The organism is Leucobacter sp. 1207-22, from assembly GCF_052850455.1.
Window position 1 is genome coordinate 346,764 of sequence record NZ_VXCR01000001.1, and the last position, 19,748, is coordinate 366,511.

14 protein-coding genes are annotated in these 19,748 nt (G+C 62.1%); 11 read left to right on the forward strand and 3 right to left on the reverse strand.

Annotated features, from left to right (window positions below):
* The first annotated feature begins 81 nt into the window (after window positions 1-81).
* Together fbaA and FW756_RS01570 are read left to right on the forward strand one after the other, a co-directional pair.
* Window positions 82-1,113, forward strand: a complete 1,032-nt coding sequence (fbaA, locus tag FW756_RS01565; RefSeq protein WP_446428423.1) for a class II fructose-bisphosphate aldolase — start codon at window positions 82-84, stop codon at window positions 1,111-1,113.
* Complete coding sequence (locus FW756_RS01570; protein ID WP_446428424.1) at window positions 1,110-1,937, forward strand: DUF6264 family protein; 828 nt, start codon at window positions 1,110-1,112, stop codon at window positions 1,935-1,937. Before fbaA ends, FW756_RS01570 begins: the two co-directional genes overlap by 4 nt.
* A gap of 139 nt (window positions 1,938-2,076) precedes the next feature.
* Here the strand turns inward: FW756_RS01570 and FW756_RS01575 are convergent, their stop codons facing one another.
* Window positions 2,077-3,111: a 4-hydroxy-3-methylbut-2-enyl diphosphate reductase gene (locus FW756_RS01575; RefSeq protein WP_446428730.1), complete on the reverse strand. Its 1,035-nt coding sequence runs from the start codon at window positions 3,109-3,111 to the stop codon at window positions 2,077-2,079.
* A gap of 117 nt (window positions 3,112-3,228) precedes the next feature.
* Here FW756_RS01575 and xseA point away from each other — a divergent pair, with 117 nt between their 5' ends.
* The gene (xseA, locus tag FW756_RS01580) at window positions 3,229-4,464 is read left to right on the forward strand and encodes an exodeoxyribonuclease VII large subunit (protein ID WP_446428425.1); all 1,236 of its coding nucleotides are present in this window, start codon (window positions 3,229-3,231) and stop codon (window positions 4,462-4,464) included.
* 518 nt (window positions 4,465-4,982) lie between these two features.
* On the opposite strand, the gene FW756_RS01585 is transcribed toward xseA, so the two are convergent.
* Window positions 4,983-6,896, reverse strand: a complete 1,914-nt coding sequence (locus tag FW756_RS01585; protein WP_446428426.1) for an FAD-dependent monooxygenase — start codon at window positions 6,894-6,896, stop codon at window positions 4,983-4,985.
* A gap of 129 nt (window positions 6,897-7,025) precedes the next feature.
* Here FW756_RS01585 and FW756_RS01590 point away from each other — a divergent pair, with 129 nt between their 5' ends.
* From FW756_RS01590 to solA, 8 genes are all read left to right on the forward strand, one after another.
* The gene (locus FW756_RS01590) at window positions 7,026-7,787 is read left to right on the forward strand and encodes an IclR family transcriptional regulator (protein WP_446428427.1); all 762 of its coding nucleotides are present in this window, start codon (window positions 7,026-7,028) and stop codon (window positions 7,785-7,787) included.
* 164 nt (window positions 7,788-7,951) lie between these two features.
* A complete protein-coding gene (locus FW756_RS01595; RefSeq protein WP_446428428.1) occupies window positions 7,952-9,694 on the forward strand; it encodes a thiamine pyrophosphate-binding protein in 1,743 nt (580 codons plus the stop codon).
* A 470-nt stretch (window positions 9,695-10,164) separates the two neighbouring features.
* The gene (locus tag FW756_RS01600; RefSeq protein ID WP_446428429.1) at window positions 10,165-11,091 is read left to right on the forward strand and encodes an AraC-like ligand-binding domain-containing protein; all 927 of its coding nucleotides are present in this window, start codon (window positions 10,165-10,167) and stop codon (window positions 11,089-11,091) included.
* Between the two features lie 436 nt (window positions 11,092-11,527).
* The gene (locus tag FW756_RS01605) at window positions 11,528-12,940 is read left to right on the forward strand and encodes an aldehyde dehydrogenase family protein (protein WP_446428430.1); all 1,413 of its coding nucleotides are present in this window, start codon (window positions 11,528-11,530) and stop codon (window positions 12,938-12,940) included.
* Between the two features lie 266 nt (window positions 12,941-13,206).
* Window positions 13,207-14,751 (forward strand): APC family permease, encoded by a 1,545-nt coding sequence (locus FW756_RS01610; protein ID WP_446428431.1) that lies wholly within the window; start codon window positions 13,207-13,209, stop codon window positions 14,749-14,751.
* Window positions 14,751-15,329 (forward strand): TetR/AcrR family transcriptional regulator, encoded by a 579-nt coding sequence (locus FW756_RS01615; RefSeq protein ID WP_446428432.1) that lies wholly within the window; start codon window positions 14,751-14,753, stop codon window positions 15,327-15,329. Before FW756_RS01610 ends, FW756_RS01615 begins: the two co-directional genes overlap by 1 nt.
* Before the next feature lie 78 nt (window positions 15,330-15,407).
* Window positions 15,408-16,535: a tyramine oxidase subunit B gene (locus FW756_RS01620; RefSeq protein WP_446428433.1), complete on the forward strand. Its 1,128-nt coding sequence runs from the start codon at window positions 15,408-15,410 to the stop codon at window positions 16,533-16,535.
* A gap of 106 nt (window positions 16,536-16,641) precedes the next feature.
* On the forward strand, window positions 16,642-17,814 hold the full coding sequence (gene solA / locus FW756_RS01625) for an N-methyl-L-tryptophan oxidase (RefSeq protein ID WP_446428434.1): 1,173 nt from the start codon (window positions 16,642-16,644) through the stop codon (window positions 17,812-17,814).
* 527 nt (window positions 17,815-18,341) lie between these two features.
* Here the strand turns inward: solA and FW756_RS01630 are convergent.
* Window positions 18,342-19,721 carry an MFS transporter gene (locus tag FW756_RS01630; RefSeq protein ID WP_446428435.1) on the reverse strand — a complete coding sequence of 460 codons (1,380 nt, stop codon included), beginning with the start codon at window positions 19,719-19,721 and terminating at the stop codon, window positions 18,342-18,344.
* Between the last annotated feature and the right edge of the window lie 27 nt (window positions 19,722-19,748).

A 19,748-nucleotide genomic window follows, 5' to 3' on the forward strand; every position in this document is an offset into this window, starting at 1 on the left:
GACTGGGTAAAGATACCGGCTAGGCGCCGGAACCTTTCACCGGCCAAGCGCCGGAACCCCTCGACGTCAAGGAGTAGACACATGCCCGTCGCATCACCGGAGCAGTACGCAGCCATGCTCGACGCCGCTAAGGACGGCGGTTTCGCATTCCCCGCAGTAAACGTTTCCAGCTCGCAGACGCTCAACGCAGCACTGCAGGGTTTTGCTGAGGCTGGCTCGGACGGCATCATTCAGGTGAGCTTCGGCGGTGCTGATTACTTCGCCGGCCACACTGTGAAGAACCGTGTCGGCGGCGCACTCGCATTCGCGAAGTACGCAGAAGAGGTCGCAAAGGCATACGACATCACCGTCGCACTGCACACTGATCACTGCCCCAAGCAGCACCTTGAGAACTTCGTGCTTCCGCTCGTTGCTGCGAGCGAAGACCGCGTCAAGAACGGCGACGGCCTCCCCTACTTCCAGTCGCACATGTGGGACGGCTCGGCTGTTCCCCTCGCTGAGAACCTCGACATCGCGAAGGAGCTGCTCCCCCGCATGGCTGCTGCAAACATCGTGCTCGAGGTCGAGATCGGTGTCGTGGGCGGCGAAGAGGACGGCATCGTTGCTGAGATCAACGACCAGCTATACACGACCCTCGAAGACGCAGTAGCAACTGTCGAGGCACTCGGTCTTGGCGAGCAGGGCCGCTACCTCACCGCACTCACCTTCGGCAACGTGCACGGCGTGTACAAGCCCGGTGGCGTGAAGCTTCGCCCGTCGCTCCTTAAGGAGATCCAGGACGGCCTGCAGGCTAAGTACGGTACCGGCGAGAAGCCCCTCGATCTCGTGTTCCACGGAGGTTCGGGCTCTTCGGCAGAGGAAATTGCTGAGGCAGTCTCGCACGGTGTCATCAAGATGAACATCGACACCGACACCCAGTACGCGTTCACCCGCCCAGTAGCTGACTTCATCCTGAAGAACTACGACGGCGTGCTGAAGATCGACGGCGAGGTCGGAAACAAGAAGGCATACGATCCGCGCGCATACGGCCGCGCCGCCGAGACCGGCATGGCCGCTCGTATCGCACTCGCGGCTGAACAGCTTGGTTCAGCAGGAAAGTCGATCAGCGCATGAGCGACGAACCCACGACACCAGTAACCCCCGAACAGGGGGCGGATCAGCCAACGCCAGCATCTGCACCAGCACAGCCTGCAGCTGCGCGCCCTAAGCCCGAGTTCGGCGAGTACGCGCCTGAAGGCTGGGAGTGGACACCTCCTGGTGAAGCAAACGCGGCAGCGGGTGCAGCCGAGCCTGTTGATACGGCGACGTCTGCTGCAGGCCCACTGCCCGGAATCCCGCACAACCTCGGCTCAGGCGGAAGCGCAGGTGCTGGCGCCGCTCGCCCAGCAGCTGCTCCCCAGCAGCCCGCAGCCCAGGCTCCCCAGCAGCCAGCTGCTCCGCAGGCACCAGGCGCTCCGTACCGCGGCGCTGCTCCCCAGCAGCCCGCAGGCGCACCGCAGCCCGTGTACCAGACGCAGTCACCGAAGCAGAAGGGTGGCGCTGACAAGGTGTTCACCATCATCCTGCTGGTGCTTGGCGCGATGGGCGCACTCTTCACCGCGCAGACCATGCTGGTGTTGCGTTCATCGTTCGCGATGATCGCAGAGGCGCTTGAGGTTTCGAGCAGCGCGGTTCCCGCGTCGATCGGCACCCTTGGCACCGTGAGCGCACTTATTGTGCTCGCGATCTATGCGCTCACGTTGATCTTCTCGATCCGCCGACTGCGCGCGAAGAAGGTGACGTTCTGGGTGCCCCTCGTTGCGGGTGTTGTCGTGACGATCGGATTCTTCATCGCGACCACCATCGCTGTTTCGAGCATGCCTGAACTGATGACCGCGCTCAGCGATCCTGACGCAGTGCAGAAGATGATGGACTACATGTCGACGACGCAGCCGTAAGGTCGGCGTCCACGCAAGAGGGGCGGTGCAGGTTCTTTCGAGATCCTGCACCGCCCCTCTTTTGTACGCTGTCTCGGCGTACAAAAAGCAGGAAGGCCCGGGCTCTGAACACCCGGGCCTTCCTGTCACGCCATGTCGATTAGCGGCGCACGCGACCACCGAGTGCGCGAGCGTCCTTGTTGCCGGACGCATCCTGGCGGAGTTCCTTCGGCAACGAGAAGACCAGGTCCTCTTCTGCGGTCACAACCGCACGAACATCGTCGTAACCAGCGTCACCGAGGTCATCGAGCAGATCCTGCACGAGGCTCTCTGGAACCGATGCGCCACTCGAAACACCGACCGTACGGACACCTTCGAGCCACTCCTGCTTGACCTCGTGCGAGTAATCGATGAGGTACGCGGCCTTTGCGCCATACTCAAGCGCGACCTCCACGAGGCGAACCGAGTTCGATGAGTTCTTCGAGCCGACGACGAGCACGAGATCCGCCTGCGGGGCAATCTTCTTGATCGCGACCTGACGGTTCTGCGTTGCGTAGCAAATGTCGTCACTCGGCGGATCCTGCAGCTTCGGGAACTTCGCTCGCAGGCGGTTCACCGTCTCCATGGTCTCGTCAACCGAGAGGGTGGTCTGCGAGAGCCACACGAGGCGCTCCGGATCTTTCACCTCAAGGGTGTCGACATCGTCTGGCGAGTTCACGATGGTGATGTGCTCAGGGGCCTCACCTGCGGTGCCCTCGACCTCTTCGTGTCCGGTGTGACCGATGAGCAGAATCTCAAGATCCTGCTTTGCGAAACGAACCGCCTCGCGGTGCACCTTGGTCACGAGCGGGCAGGTGGCATCGATTGCGTGGAGGCCACGATCGTCGGCCGCCTGCACCACTGCCGGTGAGACACCATGCGCCGAGAAGACCACGTTTGCCCCCTCAGGGACCTCGTGAATCTCGTCAACGAAGATCGCACCCATCTTTTCGAGGGTTTCGACCACGTGAACGTTGTGCACAATCTGCTTGCGCACGTAGACCGGCGCGCCGAAGCGCTCGAGTGCTTTCTCAACTGCGACAACGGCGCGATCCACGCCAGCGCAGTACCCGCGAGGAGCCGCCAGCAGGAGCTGCTTCGGACCATCAACGGTGGTCTCTTTCAGGCGTCCTTCGACGCGGCGCATACGGGGCATTGCCAAGCTGACAACAGGGGCACCGATGGTGCGCTGATTGACAGCAGGAGAGTCGGCGGATGCAGAAGTCAGAACGTCGCTCATAACCTTAGATACTACGCGGGTATTCTGGGTGTCATGGCCGAAGCAGGAACCACCCCAGCGACCCGTGATGCCCCGTGGCCCGTTGGGCTCATGAGTGAAAAGCTCGCGGGGTGGATCGACCGACTCGGTCAGGTGTGGATCGAAGGCGAGATCACACAGTGGAACGTGCGTGGCGGAAACGTCTACGGCAAGCTCAAAGACCTCACCCAAGACGCCACCATTAGCTTCAACATTTGGCGTTCGGTGTCGTCGCGCCTCACGGGCGAGTTTGCGCCAGGTGATCGCGTCATCGCGCTCGTCAAGGCAAGCTATTGGGTGAAGGGCGGATCGCTCAGCATGCAGGTCTTCGACCTGTCGCACGTCGGCATTGGCGACCTGCTTGAGCGTCTTGAACGCCTGCGCCGCCAGTTGCAGAGCGAGGGCTTGTTTGACGCGTCACGGAAGCGCCAGCTTCCCTTCTTGCCTGGCAAGATCGGCCTCGTGACCGGTCGGGACTCAGACGCCGAGAAAGATGTCATTCGGAACGCAACGCTGCGGTGGCCAGGCGTACAGTTCAAGATTCATTACTCGGCGGTGCAGGGCGATCGCGCTGCTGCCGAGGTGACGGCTGGCATTGTTGCTCTGGACGCGGATCCAGAGGTCGATGTCATCATCGTCGCGCGTGGCGGCGGAGACTTCCAGAACCTCCTCCCCTTCAGCGACGAGAGTGTTGTGCGGGCTGCCGCAAACGCCCAGACTCCGATTGTGAGCGCGATCGGGCATGAGGCGGATCGCCCCCTCCTCGACGAGGTCGCCGATCTTCGCGCGAGCACCCCGACCGATGCCGCGAAACGCGTCGTTCCCGACGTCGGCGAAGAGCTCGCGGGAATCGACCAGGCGCGTTCGCGCATGACCTCACGCATCACGCAGTATTTAACGCACGAAGCGGATCGGCTGGCTCAGCTACGCGGTCGCCCTGTTCTGGCGACTCCGGAGCGGTTGGTTGACGAACGCTCTGAAGAGCTTGTGCGTTGGATCGCTCGCGGCCAAGAACTTGTTGAGCGCGGTATTGACGAGCGCTCGCGTGAGGGCTCGCATTTGGCGGCCCGGCTGGCGGCGTTGTCTCCGCAGGGGACTTTGGCTCGCGGGTACGCGATCGCGCAGGTGGTTGATGCTTCTGGCGTCCCCGGTGCAGTCGTGGCTTCGCCTGAGGATGCCCCTGCTGGTACTGCCTTGCGGGTGACCGTCGCCGGTGGACGGATCGCTGCGACGTCTGGCGGGGTCGCGTAGGCTGGCGCTCGCCAACGCCAGCTCACCCGCGCGAGCCCCACGAGAAGGGGCCTTCCCGCCGAAACAAGGTGTTTCATGCGCATGAAGGGGCCCGTTTCGGGAGAAGCGGCGGTTTTCGAGGGGTTGACTCGGCCATGAGGCCCCAAATCGGCACCCGTTGAGGCGTGCTGGGCACCAGTCCACCTCAAATATGCGCTGGCTGTAGGAGTCTCGTGCGGCCGCAGGCCGCGCCCTCTTGATGGGAAGGCGGCGCAGGATGCGCCACCTTTGCCTATCCTGGTGGATTTCTTTTGGCTGTGTACATGCGACGAAGCAGCCCAAGGTTGGCAGGGGTGAAGCCAACCCGCACTTCGCAGGGGGCGCAAACGCAGTCAGCCCCGCGAGATCGACCCTTTCTGCCGAGAAGCGGGGTTTCTGCGCGCAGAAACTAGTGATCTCGAGAGAAAGGGTCGATCTCGCTGGGTTGACCGGTACTTGGTCGCTGGGCTGAACGGTTTCGCCCGCACCCGACCGAGGCGCTACACCTGCGGCGTGAGGATCCCGGCGAAGAACTCCGCGACAAGCTCAGGCGCGTCAAGCGGAAGCACCGCAGACACGTACTGATCCGGGCGCACAATCACGACCGCACCATCGCGCGACACCGAGCGAAGGTCAAAGATGTCAGTTTCCTCGCCAGGGTGAGCAGCATAGATCTTCTCGTAATCAGTAAGACCGAGTGGGCCAGACGCGGGCAAGAACAGCTTCGAGACCTTCGAAATATCTACGCCATGATGCTCCTGCTGGAACACGGCCTTCACGTCGAGCACAGAGTCGATGTCTGCACCCGCAGGCGTGAACCGACGCACGGGCGAGGCTTCGTCGCTGAGCATCCAAGATGCCCACTTCTCGAGCTGTTCGCCAGATGCATCCGCGAATGCGTAGACGCGGAAGCGCCCGTCAGCGCGGTGATGATGCCCGAGGTGCACGTCAACCGCATCGGCGACACGAGTCGTCATGACCGACTTGAAACGCTTGCCGAGGGGGAAGCCAGCTGCGAGGTGCTGGTGATCCGCGCCCCCGGTCGTCATCGGATGCTCGTACTGCGTCATGAAGCCAGCGGGGAACTCCGCGGTACGGACGTAGAACTCCTCGACTTCCTTTGGGGAGCCGAATTCTTCTGGCTTCTTCGCCATAAGCGTCGACCACTCATGATCAAAATCGATGAGGTTCTTCGCCGCGACCTGGCGCTCTTCGGAGTAAGTCTTGAGCAGCGACTCAGGGCTCAACCCCGAAAGCACATAGCCGAGCTTCCAGGCGAGGTTCCACCCGTCCTGCATCGAGACGTTCATACCCTGACCGGCCTTCGCGCTGTGCGTATGGCAGGCATCGCCCATCAAAAACACGCGGCACTTGCCATCGGGCGACGTGGTTTCGTCGTCGAAGCGGTCGGTGAGGCGATGCGCCACCTCGTACACGCTGTGCCAGGCTACGTCACGAACGTCGAGGCTGTAGGGATGCATGATCGCGTTCGCCTGCGCAATGATCTGCTCCAGGCTCGTCTCACGCACCTTGCCATGATCGTTCTCGTCGACCTCTCCGAGGTCAACGTAGATGCGGCAGAGGTGGTTGCCCTCACGCGGGATGTGCAGAATGCTGCCGGATTCCGAGTGAATGATGCACTTCTTGCGGATGTCAGGGAAGTCGGTCACTGCGAGCACGTCCATGACGCCCCAGGCATGCATGGACGCTGATCCCTGCAGCGATCCGCCAATTGAACGACGAACGCTTGACCGCGCACCGTCGGCACCGATAACGTACTTCGCGCGCACGACGCGAGTTTCGCCGTCGTTCGCGTCGTCGGTGCGCTCAGCGTTCAGACCAGCGCCGGTGTGACCCGAGACCTTGCGGAGGGTCACCGACACCGGGTACTCCCCCTCGCCAACTTCGAGGCCAACGAAGTCCCAGCCGTAGTCGACTTCACCGCGGGCCGGCGCCTGGCGCGCGAACTGGGCGAAGTAGTCGATGACGCGGGCCTGGTTCACGATGAGGTGCGGGAACTCGCTGATGCCAGCGGGGTCGTCAGGAGTAACGCCGGTACGGATGATGTTCTCGGGCTGCGCGGGGTCAGGGTTCCAGAATGATGTTTCAGTGATCTGGTAGGCCTCGTGAATGATCTCTTCGGCGAAACCAAACGCCTGGAAAGTCTCGACGCTCCGCGCCTGAATGCCATCTGCCTGACCAAGCACGAGTCGGCCATCGCGACGCTCAACAATGCGGGTCACCACATTCGGAAACTCAGCGAGCTGAGCTGCCGCGGCGATACCTGCGGGGCCGGATCCGACGATGAGCACGTCGATCTCATCGGGCAAGTCTGCTGGGCGGTCAAGGCCAACGCCTGCTGCTGGGCGAACGCGCGGATCGGTCGACACATACCCGTGGTGGTGGAACTGCATTGTTTCTCCATTTCGTATCGCGAACAGCCTTCGTTTGCGATATTGTTCAACTATCGAACAGTGATTCCGATAATTGCACATTCAGCATAAATCGCTTCCTGAGATGACACAACTTTGAATCGAGGATTCATGGCAACGACGCCCGCAACCGGCAAAGCGCCCGCACCCAGCACAGCGCCAGCTCCAACCCAGGCCGAGGCTGCTGCGATGTCCCTCACACTGCTCCGCGGCCTTGAGGCGCTTGAACTGCTCGCTGATGCAAAGGTTCCGCTGACAATTGCAGAGCTTTCGAAGGGCCTCGGCGTTCACCGCTCGAATGCGTATCGCATCCTTCGCACACTCGAACATCGCCGGTTCGTGGTGCGAGATGATGCTGGGCGGATCCGCCTCGGCCCAAAACTCACCGCCCTCTCACGCGGCGTCGCACCCGAACTGCACGCCGCCGCGCTCCCGGTGGTGACCGATGTCGCCTACTCGCTCGGCATGACCGCATTCCTGACCGTGCTTGACGCTGACGAAGTCGTCACGCTCGCAACCGTCGAACCTTCGAATGTTGAAGTGTCAATTGCACGCGACCCAGGCGTCAGGCACTCGGTTGACCGCGGCGCCCCTGGCCACGCAATCGAGAGCTCGCTGTCGGCGCCAGAGCGGCTGGAGCTGCTCGGATCCGCCGATTTCAGTACCGCCGCAATCGAAGCGAGAAAGGCCGGATACGCAGTGAGCCGCAACGAGGTTGTGAACGGAGTTTCGGGCCTCGCCGTGCCACTTCGGATCGTCGGCGAACCACCAGCAGCCCTCGCGATCGTGCACTTCTCGTTGCCAGAATCGCTCGACGAGATCGTTGCAACGCTGCAGACTGCCGCAACACGAATCACACAGAACTACCGCTAACGCCGACAAGTCATTACACTAAGGTCGTCCAGCTCGGCCAGGTTCATCCCGGCCCGGCCGGCGAAGGTGCGCGAAAAAGGGGCACTGCTGTCACGGCGCTGACGCCGCAGACGAGACATACACGGAATCTCTTCGCTCGATTTTTTCGACCCTAAGGACCTGTGATGTCTTCACCCCTTCAGACGCTGACCCCTACCCTGACGCGCTCGCTCGCTACCGCACTCGCAAAGCACGCTGATCGCAGCTTCGGCCTCATGGGCAACGGCAACGCTCACCTTATTGACCACCTCGGCTCGGTCGGCGTTCCGTACACGGCAGTGCGCCACGAGGCAGCAACGGTTGCGTCTGCTGACGCATACACGCGCGTGAGCGGCAAGCTCGCGATCGCGACGACAACCTACGGTGCCGGATTCACCAACGCACTCACCGCACTCGCGGAGGCCGAGCAAGCCCGCACCCCCATGCTCGTTGTTGTTGGCGACGAGCCGAGCAGCGGCCCCCGCCCCTGGGACGTTGACCAGACCATGCACGCGACCGCAATCGGGGTGCGCACGTTCAAACTCAGCCTGGCCGATGTCGAGGGCACCGTCGATGAAGCCGCGTCCTATGCGCTGCGCACTCGTCGGCCAGCGATCCTCGCAATCCCGTACGACCTGGTGGCGGCACCGGTCGAAGTAGGCGCCGGCGCTTCCCATGCAGGCGAGCGAACCGGGAGCGCTGCAACCGACTCCCCCGAGCCGCTCGGCGTCACCGCCCCGGTGTCGTCATCCCAGCTCGACGAGGCGGCGCTCGCCCTCACGCAAGCTGCCCGCCCGGTCATCATCGCGGGCCGCGGTGCGCACCTTGCGGGAGTGGCACCTCAGCTCGACACCATCGCCGAGCATCTCGGCGCAATCACCTCAACCACGGCACTCGCTCGCGGCCTCTTCGCCAACCAGGCCACCGATCTCGGTGTCACCGGCGGATTCGGCCAGATCCAGGCCATGGAAGTCATCGAAGCGGCAGACGTCGTACTTGTCGTCGGTGCAAGCCTCAACCAGTTCACGATGCGCTTCGGCGACCTATTCAGCGCGGGCACACGAGTGATCCGCGTCGATATCGACGGTGTCGCCCCGCCCAAAACGAACGCTCCCATCGACTACACCCTGCTGTGGGGTGACGCCCGCGATGTGATCGCCGAACTGGGTGCGCGGATCACGGCTGCACCACGCAACCCTGCACCGTGGCGCGAAACAGTGTCAGGGCTCGAACCCGGCGGCGAGCGCCGCCACCGCAGCTCGGGCCTTGAAGAGCACGCTGATGGGGTGTGCGCTGATGGCCGGCTTGATCCGCGCTCTGTCGCAACGCGCATCGGCGAGCTGCTTCCAGCGGATCGCCATGTGACCTCTGACGGCGGGCACTTCCTTGGCTGGGCGAACATGTATTGGCCGGTCGCGTCTCCTGAGCGCATGATCATGGTGGGCACCGCGTATCAAACTATCGGCCTTGGGTTCTCGACGGTCGCTGGCGTCGCGGCGGCTGCGCCTGGGAGCACGACCGTGCTTACGACGGGCGATGGCGGCGGTCTCATGGCGCTTGCTGATTTGGAGACCGCGATTCGCACTGCTGCGAGCCTGGTTGTCGTCGTGTGGAATGACGGAGCATACGGAGCCGAGGTGCACCTGTACGGCGTGATGGGACTCGACCAGGGCCCGATGCTGATTCCCGATGCGAACTTCGCTGGCATGGCTGCCGCGCTTGGTGCGACCGGCGTTGTCGTGTCTTCGTTGGCGGATCTCGATGCCCTGCGCGACTGGACCGAGGCTGGCGCGCGTGGCACCATCGTGCTCGACTGCCGCGTCTCGCAGTCGGTGGTTGCCGAATATCAGCGAGAGATTCAGCGCGTGAATGGGCTCGACGTGGAGTAGGTGGTTGCGTCGGGGTTGGGGTCACGCGGCTGGCTGCGTCTTCTCTCTCGCCCCGACCTGCCCTGCCTTGCTCCACCTCTGCCCGGTCCTGCCCTGCTCCACTTCCGCCCGGTCCAACTCGGCGAAAAGGGGCCTTTCTCCCGAAAACACCCGTTTCATGCGCATGAAACCCTGGTTTTTGCGAGAAAGGCCCCTTTTCGCCGGGGTGACACCCGCGCGACGCCCGCTCAGCACGACCTCGATGCACTTTGGCGCACAAGCGGCCTCATTGGTTCACCTAAAACCACTACCGCCAAGAAAAGAAGTGGGCCGGCCCGTGGCCGGGCGTCATTTTCACTGGACCCAGTCACCGTGAGGCCCACACCCTGCCGACCGCCCGAGCGGAAGTGGACTTCTGAGCATCAAGGTGTAGTCTCTCGGCAAGAAGGTGGGTTCGCCCGCCGCACTGCACAACAATGAGGTGAGTACAGATGCAGATCGCAGGCAACACCAGTGGTGTCGAGCAATTCAACAGTCTGATCAATTCCTCATTCGTGCCGCTCAAGATCAGCACCGAACAGGACGAACCATTCGTCGGTCGCACCTCTGCTGAGCCAGCCGATGACGTAATGTTTACCGAGGTCGTGGCACGCCCACACCTTGTCGAACGCACCCCTGAGACCATCGCAGCCGGCGGGAGCGGATTCTACAAAGTCAGCCTCATGCTCTCAGGCTCAAGCATTCTTGTGCAGGATGGCCGCGAAATCGTCCTTCGCGCTGGCGATCTGTCGGTGTACGACACGTCGCGCCCGTACTCGCTGCTGTTCGATCAGGACTTCCGCAACCTCATCATGATGTTCCCCAAGGACAGTCTCGAACTCCCGATCCCCTTCACCGAGCAGCTGACTGCGACCTCGCTCAACGCAGAACACCAGGGACTCGCGCCCGTCATCACCGCGTTCCTGTCTCAGTTCCCAACGCAGCTCGCACCTCTTGATGAGCGGCTCCGCGCAAAGCTCGCGCACACGAGCCTCGACCTCATGAGCACCCTCTTCTCAAGCATTCTTGACGCGGATCCTGCCCAGCGCGATCCGCACCAAGTCATGCTGCAGAAGATCACGAGCTACATCGAGCTCAATCTCGGTTCCCCAACACTGTCCCCCGGGTCAATCGCTGGTGCGCACTTCATCTCCACGCGCCACCTGCACGCTCTGTTCAAGCAGTCGGGTTCGACGGTGTCGACGTGGATCCGCGAGCGCCGTCTCGAGCGCTGCCGTACCGACCTGCTCGACCCCGTATTGGCGGATCGCACGGTCTCGGCAATTGCCAGCCGTTGGGGCTTCCCCGACGCGGCGCACTTCAGCCGTGTTTTCAAGTCAACGTATGGAGTTGCACCGAGCGAGTTTCGCCACATGTAGGCCAAGTGCCGCCGCGGCTCACTGCCTCTCCGCTTCCCTGCCCCGCCGGTACCTTGCTGTGCGGAGCCCCGCTTCCCGAGGGCTGGTCTCCCGAAGGCTGGCCTCCCGGAGTCCTGTCGCCCCGGACTACAAGCAGCCACCCATCTCCCCTCGTCTGTAGATTCGACCTTCGCCTCATAGAAACCGGCCAAAAGCATCATGACTACGGCCGTTTTGCAGACGAGGGGCGAAGAAAAGCAGACGAGGGCAGAAGATGGGCGAAGAAGGGCAGAAGATGGGCAAGCGGCAAGCGAAGCGCTAGCGACCAGCGCGCGGCACGAACCCAATCCGGCAACCTCGGCACGGAAAGTCAACGACGCTTCCTGCGGCGACAAGCCTCCGCTGCGCAGGCAAGCGTAGCCTGGAACGAACTACAGGACTCAAAGTGGAGGCTCCAATGGAAACCTACGAGAAGTTGCTCGCAGCGATCACCCCGACCAGCGGTGAGACGCGCGAGGTATTCGACCCGGCGACCGACGCGAAGATTGGTGATGCGCCAGTGCAGGGCATCGCCGATCTCGAAGCCGCAATTGACACCGCCGAAGCCGCGCAGCCCGCGTGGGCAGCGCTCAGCCACGAGGAACGTTCGGCGTACCTGCACCAGGCAGCCGACGCGATCGAAGCTTCAGCTGAGGCGCTCGCCGAGTTGCTTTCGCGCGAGCAGGGCAAGCCACTCAACGGCCCGAACGCTCGCTTCGAGGTTGGCGGATGCGTTGCCTGGACCCGCACGCCAGCTGACACTCCCCTTCCCGTTGAAGTGCTCGTCGATGACGAGTCAGGCTATGCAGAGATGCACTACCGTCCGATCGGCGTCGTCGGCGCGATCTCGCCCTGGAACTGGCCGCTCATGATCTCGATCTGGCAGATCGCTCCCTCGCTGCGCATGGGTAATACGGTGGTCATTAAGCCAGCCGACACGACCGCGCTTTCGGTGCTTGCACTCGTGAAGGTCATGAATCAGGTCCTGCCAGCGGGAGTGCTGAACATCGTCGCTGGCCCTGGCCGCACCGTCGGTGACGCCCTGACCCGCAGCCCGAAGATTGGCAAGATTATGTTCACCGGGTCCACCCCGGTCGGCAAGAACATCATTGAGGCTTCAGCTCCCAACGTCACCCGCCTCACGCTCGAGCTGGGCGGTAACGATGCTGGCATCGTGCTTCCAGATGTGGATCCGGCAGCAATTGCCGAAGATCTCTTCTGGGGCGCGTTTATCAACACCGGCCAGACCTGTGCAGCGCTGAAGCGTCTGTATGTGCATGACGATGTCTACGATGCAGTCGTCGCGGAGCTCGTGAAGTTTGCCGCGGCTGTGCCAATGGGCGTTGGACTTGATGAGCAGAACCTGCTCGGTCCGCTGCAGAACCGCAAGCAGTTTGAGGTCGTCGACCGGCTGGTCGAATCTGCGAAGGCATCCGGCGCAACCGTGGCGCTCGGCGGCAACCCTGATCGTGATGCAGCTGGCAACTTCTACCCCACGACGATCATTACCGATATTGATCCGCAGCACGAGCTCGTACTTGAGGAGCAGTTCGGCCCCGCGCTTCCCGTGATCCGCTACTCCGATCTTGATGATGTGGTCGCGCAGGCAAACGCGCTCGAATTCGGGCTTGGCTCATCGGTCTGGTCGAGCGATCGCGCGAAGGCCCTTGCGATTGCATCGCGCATGCAGGCAGGCACCACCTGGATCAACTCGCATGGCGGACTCCACCCGATGATTCCCTTCGGCGGCGCAAAGCAGTCGGGCTACGGTCGGGAGTTCGGTGTTGAGGGTCTGAAGGCTGTCGCAGAGCCGCACGTCATCAGCGGCTAACGAGTCGCGAGCACGGATCACTCCGGTCACACCGATCGCTCAATTGGGCGTCGTAGGGAATTCCTACGACGCCCTTTGTGCGTTTTTTGGGCGCGGATCATCACCCCACACGAACCCTGCACGGATTGTCATACCCCTTGCACTGCCAGCACACGGATCGACTTTCCAGTTGGACAGTCCCGTATTTACACTCGTTGAGAAGAACGGGATTCTCGCGCTACATGGAGCGAATCGGCAGCGTTGCCAGCCCGTGAAGGAGATCAACGATGACCCTGCAAGACCACAAACTTTCGCAACCAACCGAGGCCAGTGATGAGGGCCTCAGCCGTCGCGTACTGGGCGTGCCATCGATCACGCTCATGATCATCGCCGCTTCGGCACCACTCACCGTGGTCGCTGGCGGCGTCACCACTTCGTTCGCGGTGACTGGCTCCCTCGGTGTGCCGCTCGGCTTCCTGCTCATTGCTGCGATCCTCGCTCTGTTCACCGTCGGATACACCGCAATGGGACGCTTCGTCACCAACGCGGGTGCGTTCTACGCATACGTCTCACAGGGCCTGAGTCGCGCACTCGGCGTTGGCGGCGCGTTCATCGCACTCGTCTCATACAACGCAATGCAGATCGGCATTTACGGACTTTTCGGATTCCAGCTCTCGGTGTTCCTCGAAGCCAAGTTCGGCTTCGCATCGCCGTGGTGGGTATGGGTTGGCCTGTGCATTGTCGTCGTTGCGATCCTCGGCGTGAATCGCGTTGACCTCAGCGCAAAGGTGCTCGGCGTACTCGTCGCGCTCGAGTTTGTCGCAGTCATCGTCTTCGATATCGTGTCATTCACCGTCGCCCCAGAAGGCGTCACAACCGCCGCGCTGAACCCGGCGGCACTTTTCGGCCCTGAGCTCGGTCTCATTCTCGTCTTCGGCGTCGCAGCATTCATGGGCTTCGAGTCGGGCGCAATTTATGGCGAAGAGGCCAAGGATCCGAAGCGGACCGTCCCTCGCGCCACCTATGCGGCAGTCGCAATCATCGGCCTCTTCTACGCGTTCAGCGCGTGGGCGTTCTCGGTTGGTATTGGCCCGAGCAGCATCGTCGATTCCTCACGCGAATTCGGCCCCGACCTCATGTTCGTGTTTATGACTGACCACGTCGGTGTCCTCATTGCTGACATCATGACGATTCTCTTCATCACGAGCCTCTTCGCTGCCTTGCAGGCCTTCCACAATGCAGTTGCACGCTACCTGTACTCACTCGGCCGCGAGGGCGTGCTTCCGCAGAGCTTCGCGCGCACGTCACAGTCGGGAGCCCCTTGGGCTGGCTCGGTCACACAGACCATCATCGCTGCAGTCGTCGTCGCTGGTTTCGCACTCGCGGGAGACGCCTTCGGCGGTGCCGAGGCCATGCTCGGTGACATGTCATTCCTCTTCCCCGTGCTCACCATGTTTACCTGGCTGACGAATACTGGCGCTGCCGGTCTTGTCCTCCTCATGGGCCTCGCTGCGTTCGCGGTGATTGGGTACTTCCGACGCATGCCGCACGGCAAGAGCGCATGGGTGCGGATCATCGCCCCAGCACTCTCAGGCATCCTGCTTGTCGCAATGTTCGTCATGATCCTCATGAACTTCCAGCTCATGCTCGATCAGGAACAGGCCGATGTCACCACATTCTTGCTCCCAGGCATCATCGTGCTCGCGCTCGTCATCGGCGTCATCTGGGCGAACGTGCTGCGCAAGCGTAAGCCTGAGCTGTACCAGCAGATCGGTCACGGCACAGAGCCCGGTGCTTACGGCACCGAACTCATTGAGGTCGTAGGCGAGTAATGTCGACAGCCACTCTCCCGGTTGAGCAGAATGCGCCTGCTCAACCGGGCCGCGAGGCCCTCCTTCGTGCGACGGTCACCGTCGTCGCGCAGGGTGGGCTGCGCGCCCTCACCTACCGCGCGATCGCTGCTGAGGCCGGTGTCTCACACAGCCTCGTGAGGTACCACTTCGGTTGCCGCGACCAACTCATCGCGCAGGCGCTCGACTACTCGATCGACCAAAGCCTTGAAGCATCAAGCATGCGTCAGCCGGCTGCAAGTTACCGCGACTTCGCTGCAGGGCTCGAAACGCTCGCTCGCCGCCAAGAAGACATCCACGCGTTCCAATATGAGCTGCTTCTCGAATCGCGCCGCCGACCTGAGCTCCAGCCACACGTTGATCGGTACTACGAGACCTACCGCACGGCAATCTCAACTCAGCTCGCCCATCTCGGTCTGCACCAGGCCGGACTCGCAGAAACCATCTGGTTCGCGCTCGACGGCATGGTGTTTCAACAGCTCGTCGCACCGGGTGAAATCGACTCAGCGCTCCACTACCTGCGCCAGATCATCAAGTCTGCTGCCCAGTTCGACACCTGAGGCCCCACAGCTTTCGCGGATCAGCATCCTCGCGATCCGCGCCCCACACACGTCATTCACAGATCATTGGAGATTCACATGACCGACACCCAGATCGACTTCCTGTACCTCGATGAGAAGGACATGATCTCTGCCGGCGTGACCGACATGGCCGCATGCGTCGAGACCATGAGTGACCTCCTCAAGCTGTTCGCGGCAGGTGACTACCGCATGGCAGGCAGCGAGAATAATTCGCACGGTGCACAGATCTATTTCCCGACAGAATCGCCCTTCGCAGGCATGCCGCTCGATGGCCCCGATCGCCGCTTCATGGCGATGCCCGCTTATCTCGGAGGCGAGTTCCAGACCGTTGGCTGCAAGTGGTACGGCTCGAACGTGGAGAACAAGAAGAAGGGGCTGCCACGCTCCATCCTCATGTTCACCCTGAGCGACAAGGACACGGGCGCTCCCCTCGCCATCATGAGCGCCAACCTGCTGAGCGCGTATCGGACCGGAGCGATCCCTGGCGTCGGTGCCAAGGAACTCGCGCGCGAAGATGCCAAGGTCGTCGGTATCGTCGGGCCGGGACCGATGAATCGCACCTCACTCGAAGCCTTTATCGCCGCACGTCCAGGCATCACCACTGTCAAGGTGGCCGGGCGCAGCCAGTCCAGCATTGATGCATTCACTGAGTGGACAAACACGACCTTCCCACACCTCGTCGTCGAGCAGGTTGCTGACATCGAACACGCGGTGCGCGACGCCGACATCGTAAGCATCGCGGTGCCAAGCCCGATGGGATCAGAGCACTATCCGTTCATCGCGAGCGAATGGGTGAAGCCGGGCGCATTCATCTGCTGCTCAGCGCACCTTGCCCTCGACGAGGAACTCACCCTTCGTTCACGTCACGTCGCCGACGCCCGCAAGATCTACCAGGCGTGGGCCGAGGAACTTCCCGCCCCAGCACACGAAACCGTGGGCATCTGGGGAATGCACCTTGTCGACCGTATCCGCGACGGTCGCATGCAGCCCGAGCAGTTCGAAGATATGGGTGAAATTCTCCTGGGGCACACCCCAGGTCGCGCACATGACGATGAGGTCTTCATCTATTCGGTCGGTGGCATGCCAACCGAAGACGTAGCCTGGGCCACAAAGCTCTACCGCAACGCACTCGAGCTGGGTATCGGCACCAAGCTGAACCTGTGGGACAAGCCCGCACTCGCCTAGACGCCTTGTCGGGGCGCGGATCGCGGATCGCGAACGTGGGAGACGATCCGCGCCCCTCAACGCATGTCTTGTGCACAACGCACACAGAATTACGGAGGAAAGAGAAATGGAACTCCAGAAAACTGACGTTCTCGTCATCGGCACTGGCGCGGTTGGCTCGATGGCGCTCTGGCAGCTGAGTAAGCGAGAGGGACTCGACGTTGTCGGCATCGAGCAATACGGCCGCGTCCACTCGCACGGCTCCTACGCTGGTGAGTCGCGCGTCTTCCGCACCGCGGTGCACGAGGGTGGCACGTACGTTCGCATGATTCAGCGCTCGCGTACGCTGTGGCGCGAACTTGAGGCGGACTCCGGGCGCGATATCTACACCGAGGTCGGTTGCCTGAGTATTGCTCCTGCTGACTTCCCAGACCTGCAGGTGGCGCTTGGAACTGTCAAGGAATTCGACCTCCCGCACCGAGTCCTTTCAGCAGCGGAACTGCGCGCGGAATACCCGCAGCACATCATCGGCGACGATGACATCGCGCTTTTCGATGAGCAGGGTGGTGGGCTGCGCCCAGAGGTCGCCGTCATGAGCGCGCTCGATGTCGCCGAGCGCAATGGCGCCCGTCTGTTCTTCAATACCGAAGTCATCGGAATTGAAGAGCGTGCGGACGGTGTCGTCGTGCGCACCACACAGGGGTCGTGGCTCACGCAGTCGGTCGTCGTCGCGTCGGGGTCATGGTCGACGCGACTCTCGCCCGAGCTTGATGAGCTCCTGCGCTTGCAGGTGCTCGGCCTCACCTGGTTCATGCCCCGCGATCCTGCTGCGTTTGTGCCAGACAAGTTCCCCGTGTTTCTACGCGACTCGGGTCCAGTGCACTTCTTCGGTGCGCCAAGCTTCGACGGCTACGCATTCAAGGCGTGCACGAACCCAGAGTGGCCTGTTTTCCGTGATGTATCCGAGGTACCGAAGCACCACACGCGCGAGGAACTCATCAAAATCGGTCAGCGCGCCGCGGAACTCTTTGATGGCATCAATCCCGAACCCGTCCGCGAAAGCGTGCACCACTGTGCGTACACGCCAGACCGTCTCCCCGTCGTCGACCGAAGCGAGAGTGGCCGCGTCGTCACGCTGACAGGCCTGTCGGGTCACGGGTTCAAGTTCGCTCCGAAGATTGGCGAGTGGGCGGCGCAGCTCGTCACGGGTGAGGAGCACACCATCGATCCGCGCTTTGCATTGGCAGCTCATATGGAGCGCCTCGCGAAGACCGGCCCGTACACGGGCGGCGGACACTAAGCGGAGCGGCGGACACTCAGCGGAGCGGCGGACACTCAGCAAAGCCTCGGTCGGAACCCGCGGGCAACATCGGCGGAGAACCAAACGCCGCTTGCGGGTGCTTTCTGGTCCAACTGAAAGCCAGACTTTTGCCTCCAAACTGGAATCGGCCTTCAATATGTAGTTTTCATGGAGATTCAACATATTGGAGGCCGATTACATATCTCCGGAGACCCTTCTGCCCGACCCGCACACAGCCCCGCCACCCATAGGCCTACCATTGCTACCGCACCGCACCCAGCAAATGGCAAGGTTGGCCCGCGGCCAACCGCGGCAGCCTTCGCACCCTCGTCTGCAAAGCGGCCTTCATCAGCATGAAAAGCTCCAGATTCGTCTGGTCTACGGCCGTTCTCCAGAGTTGGGGAGCACTTACCTCGGCGCGACTCAACGAAGCTCAGCTCACTTCACCCCAGCCGCGGCCACGCACAACGCACAAAGCGGGGGCCCGGCGCGCAATGCACCGAGCCCCCGCTCCGCAGTTCAGAGAACTAGGCGTTGTGCGCCTTTTCCCAGATGAAGTGCCCCTTTTCTTGGATCTCTTCACTGTCAGGATCAAGCGGAATATCCGTGCGGTCGCGCAGCAGCAGCGTCGCAATGAACGCGACGACGAGCACGCCAGCAATGTAGAACGCGACAGATGACGCACTGCCCGTGCTCTTCACGAGCCAGGTCGCGATCATCGGAGCGAACGCACCACCGAGAATTGCACCAATCGCGTAGGTGATCGAGACACCCGAGTAGCGGATCGACGCAGGGAACAGCTCAGCGAAGTACGCAGCCTGGGGTCCGTAGGTGAAGCCGTTACCAATCGCGAAGAGCGACAGGCCGAGGAAGAGTAGCCAGACGTTTCCGGTGTTGACGAGCGGGAACAGAATGAAGATGACCGCGAGGAATGCGATCCAGCCAAAGATGTAGGTCTTCTTTCGGCCGATGCGGTCTGAGATCACTGCCGCGAAGTACGTGACGATCAGCCAGACAACCGATGCGCCAGCGACGGCGAGCAGCACCGGTGTGCGCTCCATGCCGACGAGGCCGCCTTCTGCGATCGGAGTGGTCGCGTAGTTCTGGATGTAGCCACCGGTGGTCATGTAGCCCGCAGCATTGTTGCCCGCGAAGGTGAATGCGGCGAAGATCACGAGCAGCCAGTGCTTCTTGAAGAGCTGTGCTGCGGGTACCTTGGTCTGCTGCTTGCGCTCAGATATCTCGGTAAAGACGGGGCTCTCTTCGACCGAGCGACGAACCGCGAAGCCCACGATAACCAGCACGATGCTCAGCAGGAACGGAATACGCCAGCCCCACTCGAGGAAGGCTTCACCTGGCGAAATGACGCCGGTCATGAGGGCGAGCATGCCAGATGCGAGCAGCAGTCCGATGGGCACACCGATCTGCGGGAACGCACCCATACGGCCGCGCTTGCCAGCTGGCGCATGCTCGACTGCCATGAGCACGGCAGCGCCCCACTCGCCGCCGGTCGAAAGGCCCTGCAGTACGCGCAACAGTACGAGCAGCAGCGGCGCCGCGACACCAATCTGCGCGTAGGTCGGGAGCAGACCAATGAGGGTTGTCGCCGCACCCATCAAGACGAGTGTGAGGACGAGCATCTTCTTGCGTCCCAGACGGTCACCAAAGTGACCTGCGAGGAATGCGCCAAGCGGACGGAAGAGGAAGCTCACACCGACGGTGAAGAAGGAAATGATGGTGCCGTATTCCGAACCCACCGGCTCGAAGAACAGCTTGTTGAAGACGAGTCCCGCTGCGCTTGCGTAGAGGAAAAAGTCGTACCACTCAATGGTGGTACCGATAACTGTGGCCGCGGCCACCTTGCGCAACTCACGTTGTTGCGCCGCCGTGACAGTTGATGAAGACATCGTTGTTCCGACTTCCTTGTCTGAATG

Coding starts and splice junctions, on each gene's coding strand:
- fbaA (WP_446428423.1), top strand. CDS start 82: ATGCCCGTCGCATCACCGGAGCAGTACGCAGCCATGCTCGACGCCGCT.
- FW756_RS01570 (WP_446428424.1), top strand. CDS start 1,110: ATGAGCGACGAACCCACGACACCAGTAACCCCCGAACAGGGGGCGGAT.
- FW756_RS01575 (WP_446428730.1), bottom strand. CDS start 3,111: ATGCCCCGTATGCGCCGCGTCGAAGGACGCCTGAAAGAGACCACCGTT.
- xseA (WP_446428425.1), top strand. CDS start 3,229: ATGGCCGAAGCAGGAACCACCCCAGCGACCCGTGATGCCCCGTGGCCC.
- FW756_RS01585 (WP_446428426.1), bottom strand. CDS start 6,896: ATGCAGTTCCACCACCACGGGTATGTGTCGACCGATCCGCGCGTTCGC.
- FW756_RS01590 (WP_446428427.1), top strand. CDS start 7,026: ATGGCAACGACGCCCGCAACCGGCAAAGCGCCCGCACCCAGCACAGCG.
- FW756_RS01595 (WP_446428428.1), top strand. CDS start 7,952: ATGTCTTCACCCCTTCAGACGCTGACCCCTACCCTGACGCGCTCGCTC.
- FW756_RS01600 (WP_446428429.1), top strand. CDS start 10,165: ATGCAGATCGCAGGCAACACCAGTGGTGTCGAGCAATTCAACAGTCTG.
- FW756_RS01605 (WP_446428430.1), top strand. CDS start 11,528: ATGGAAACCTACGAGAAGTTGCTCGCAGCGATCACCCCGACCAGCGGT.
- FW756_RS01610 (WP_446428431.1), top strand. CDS start 13,207: ATGACCCTGCAAGACCACAAACTTTCGCAACCAACCGAGGCCAGTGAT.
- FW756_RS01615 (WP_446428432.1), top strand. CDS start 14,751: ATGTCGACAGCCACTCTCCCGGTTGAGCAGAATGCGCCTGCTCAACCG.
- FW756_RS01620 (WP_446428433.1), top strand. CDS start 15,408: ATGACCGACACCCAGATCGACTTCCTGTACCTCGATGAGAAGGACATG.
- solA (WP_446428434.1), top strand. CDS start 16,642: ATGGAACTCCAGAAAACTGACGTTCTCGTCATCGGCACTGGCGCGGTT.
- FW756_RS01630 (WP_446428435.1), bottom strand. CDS start 19,721: ATGTCTTCATCAACTGTCACGGCGGCGCAACAACGTGAGTTGCGCAAG.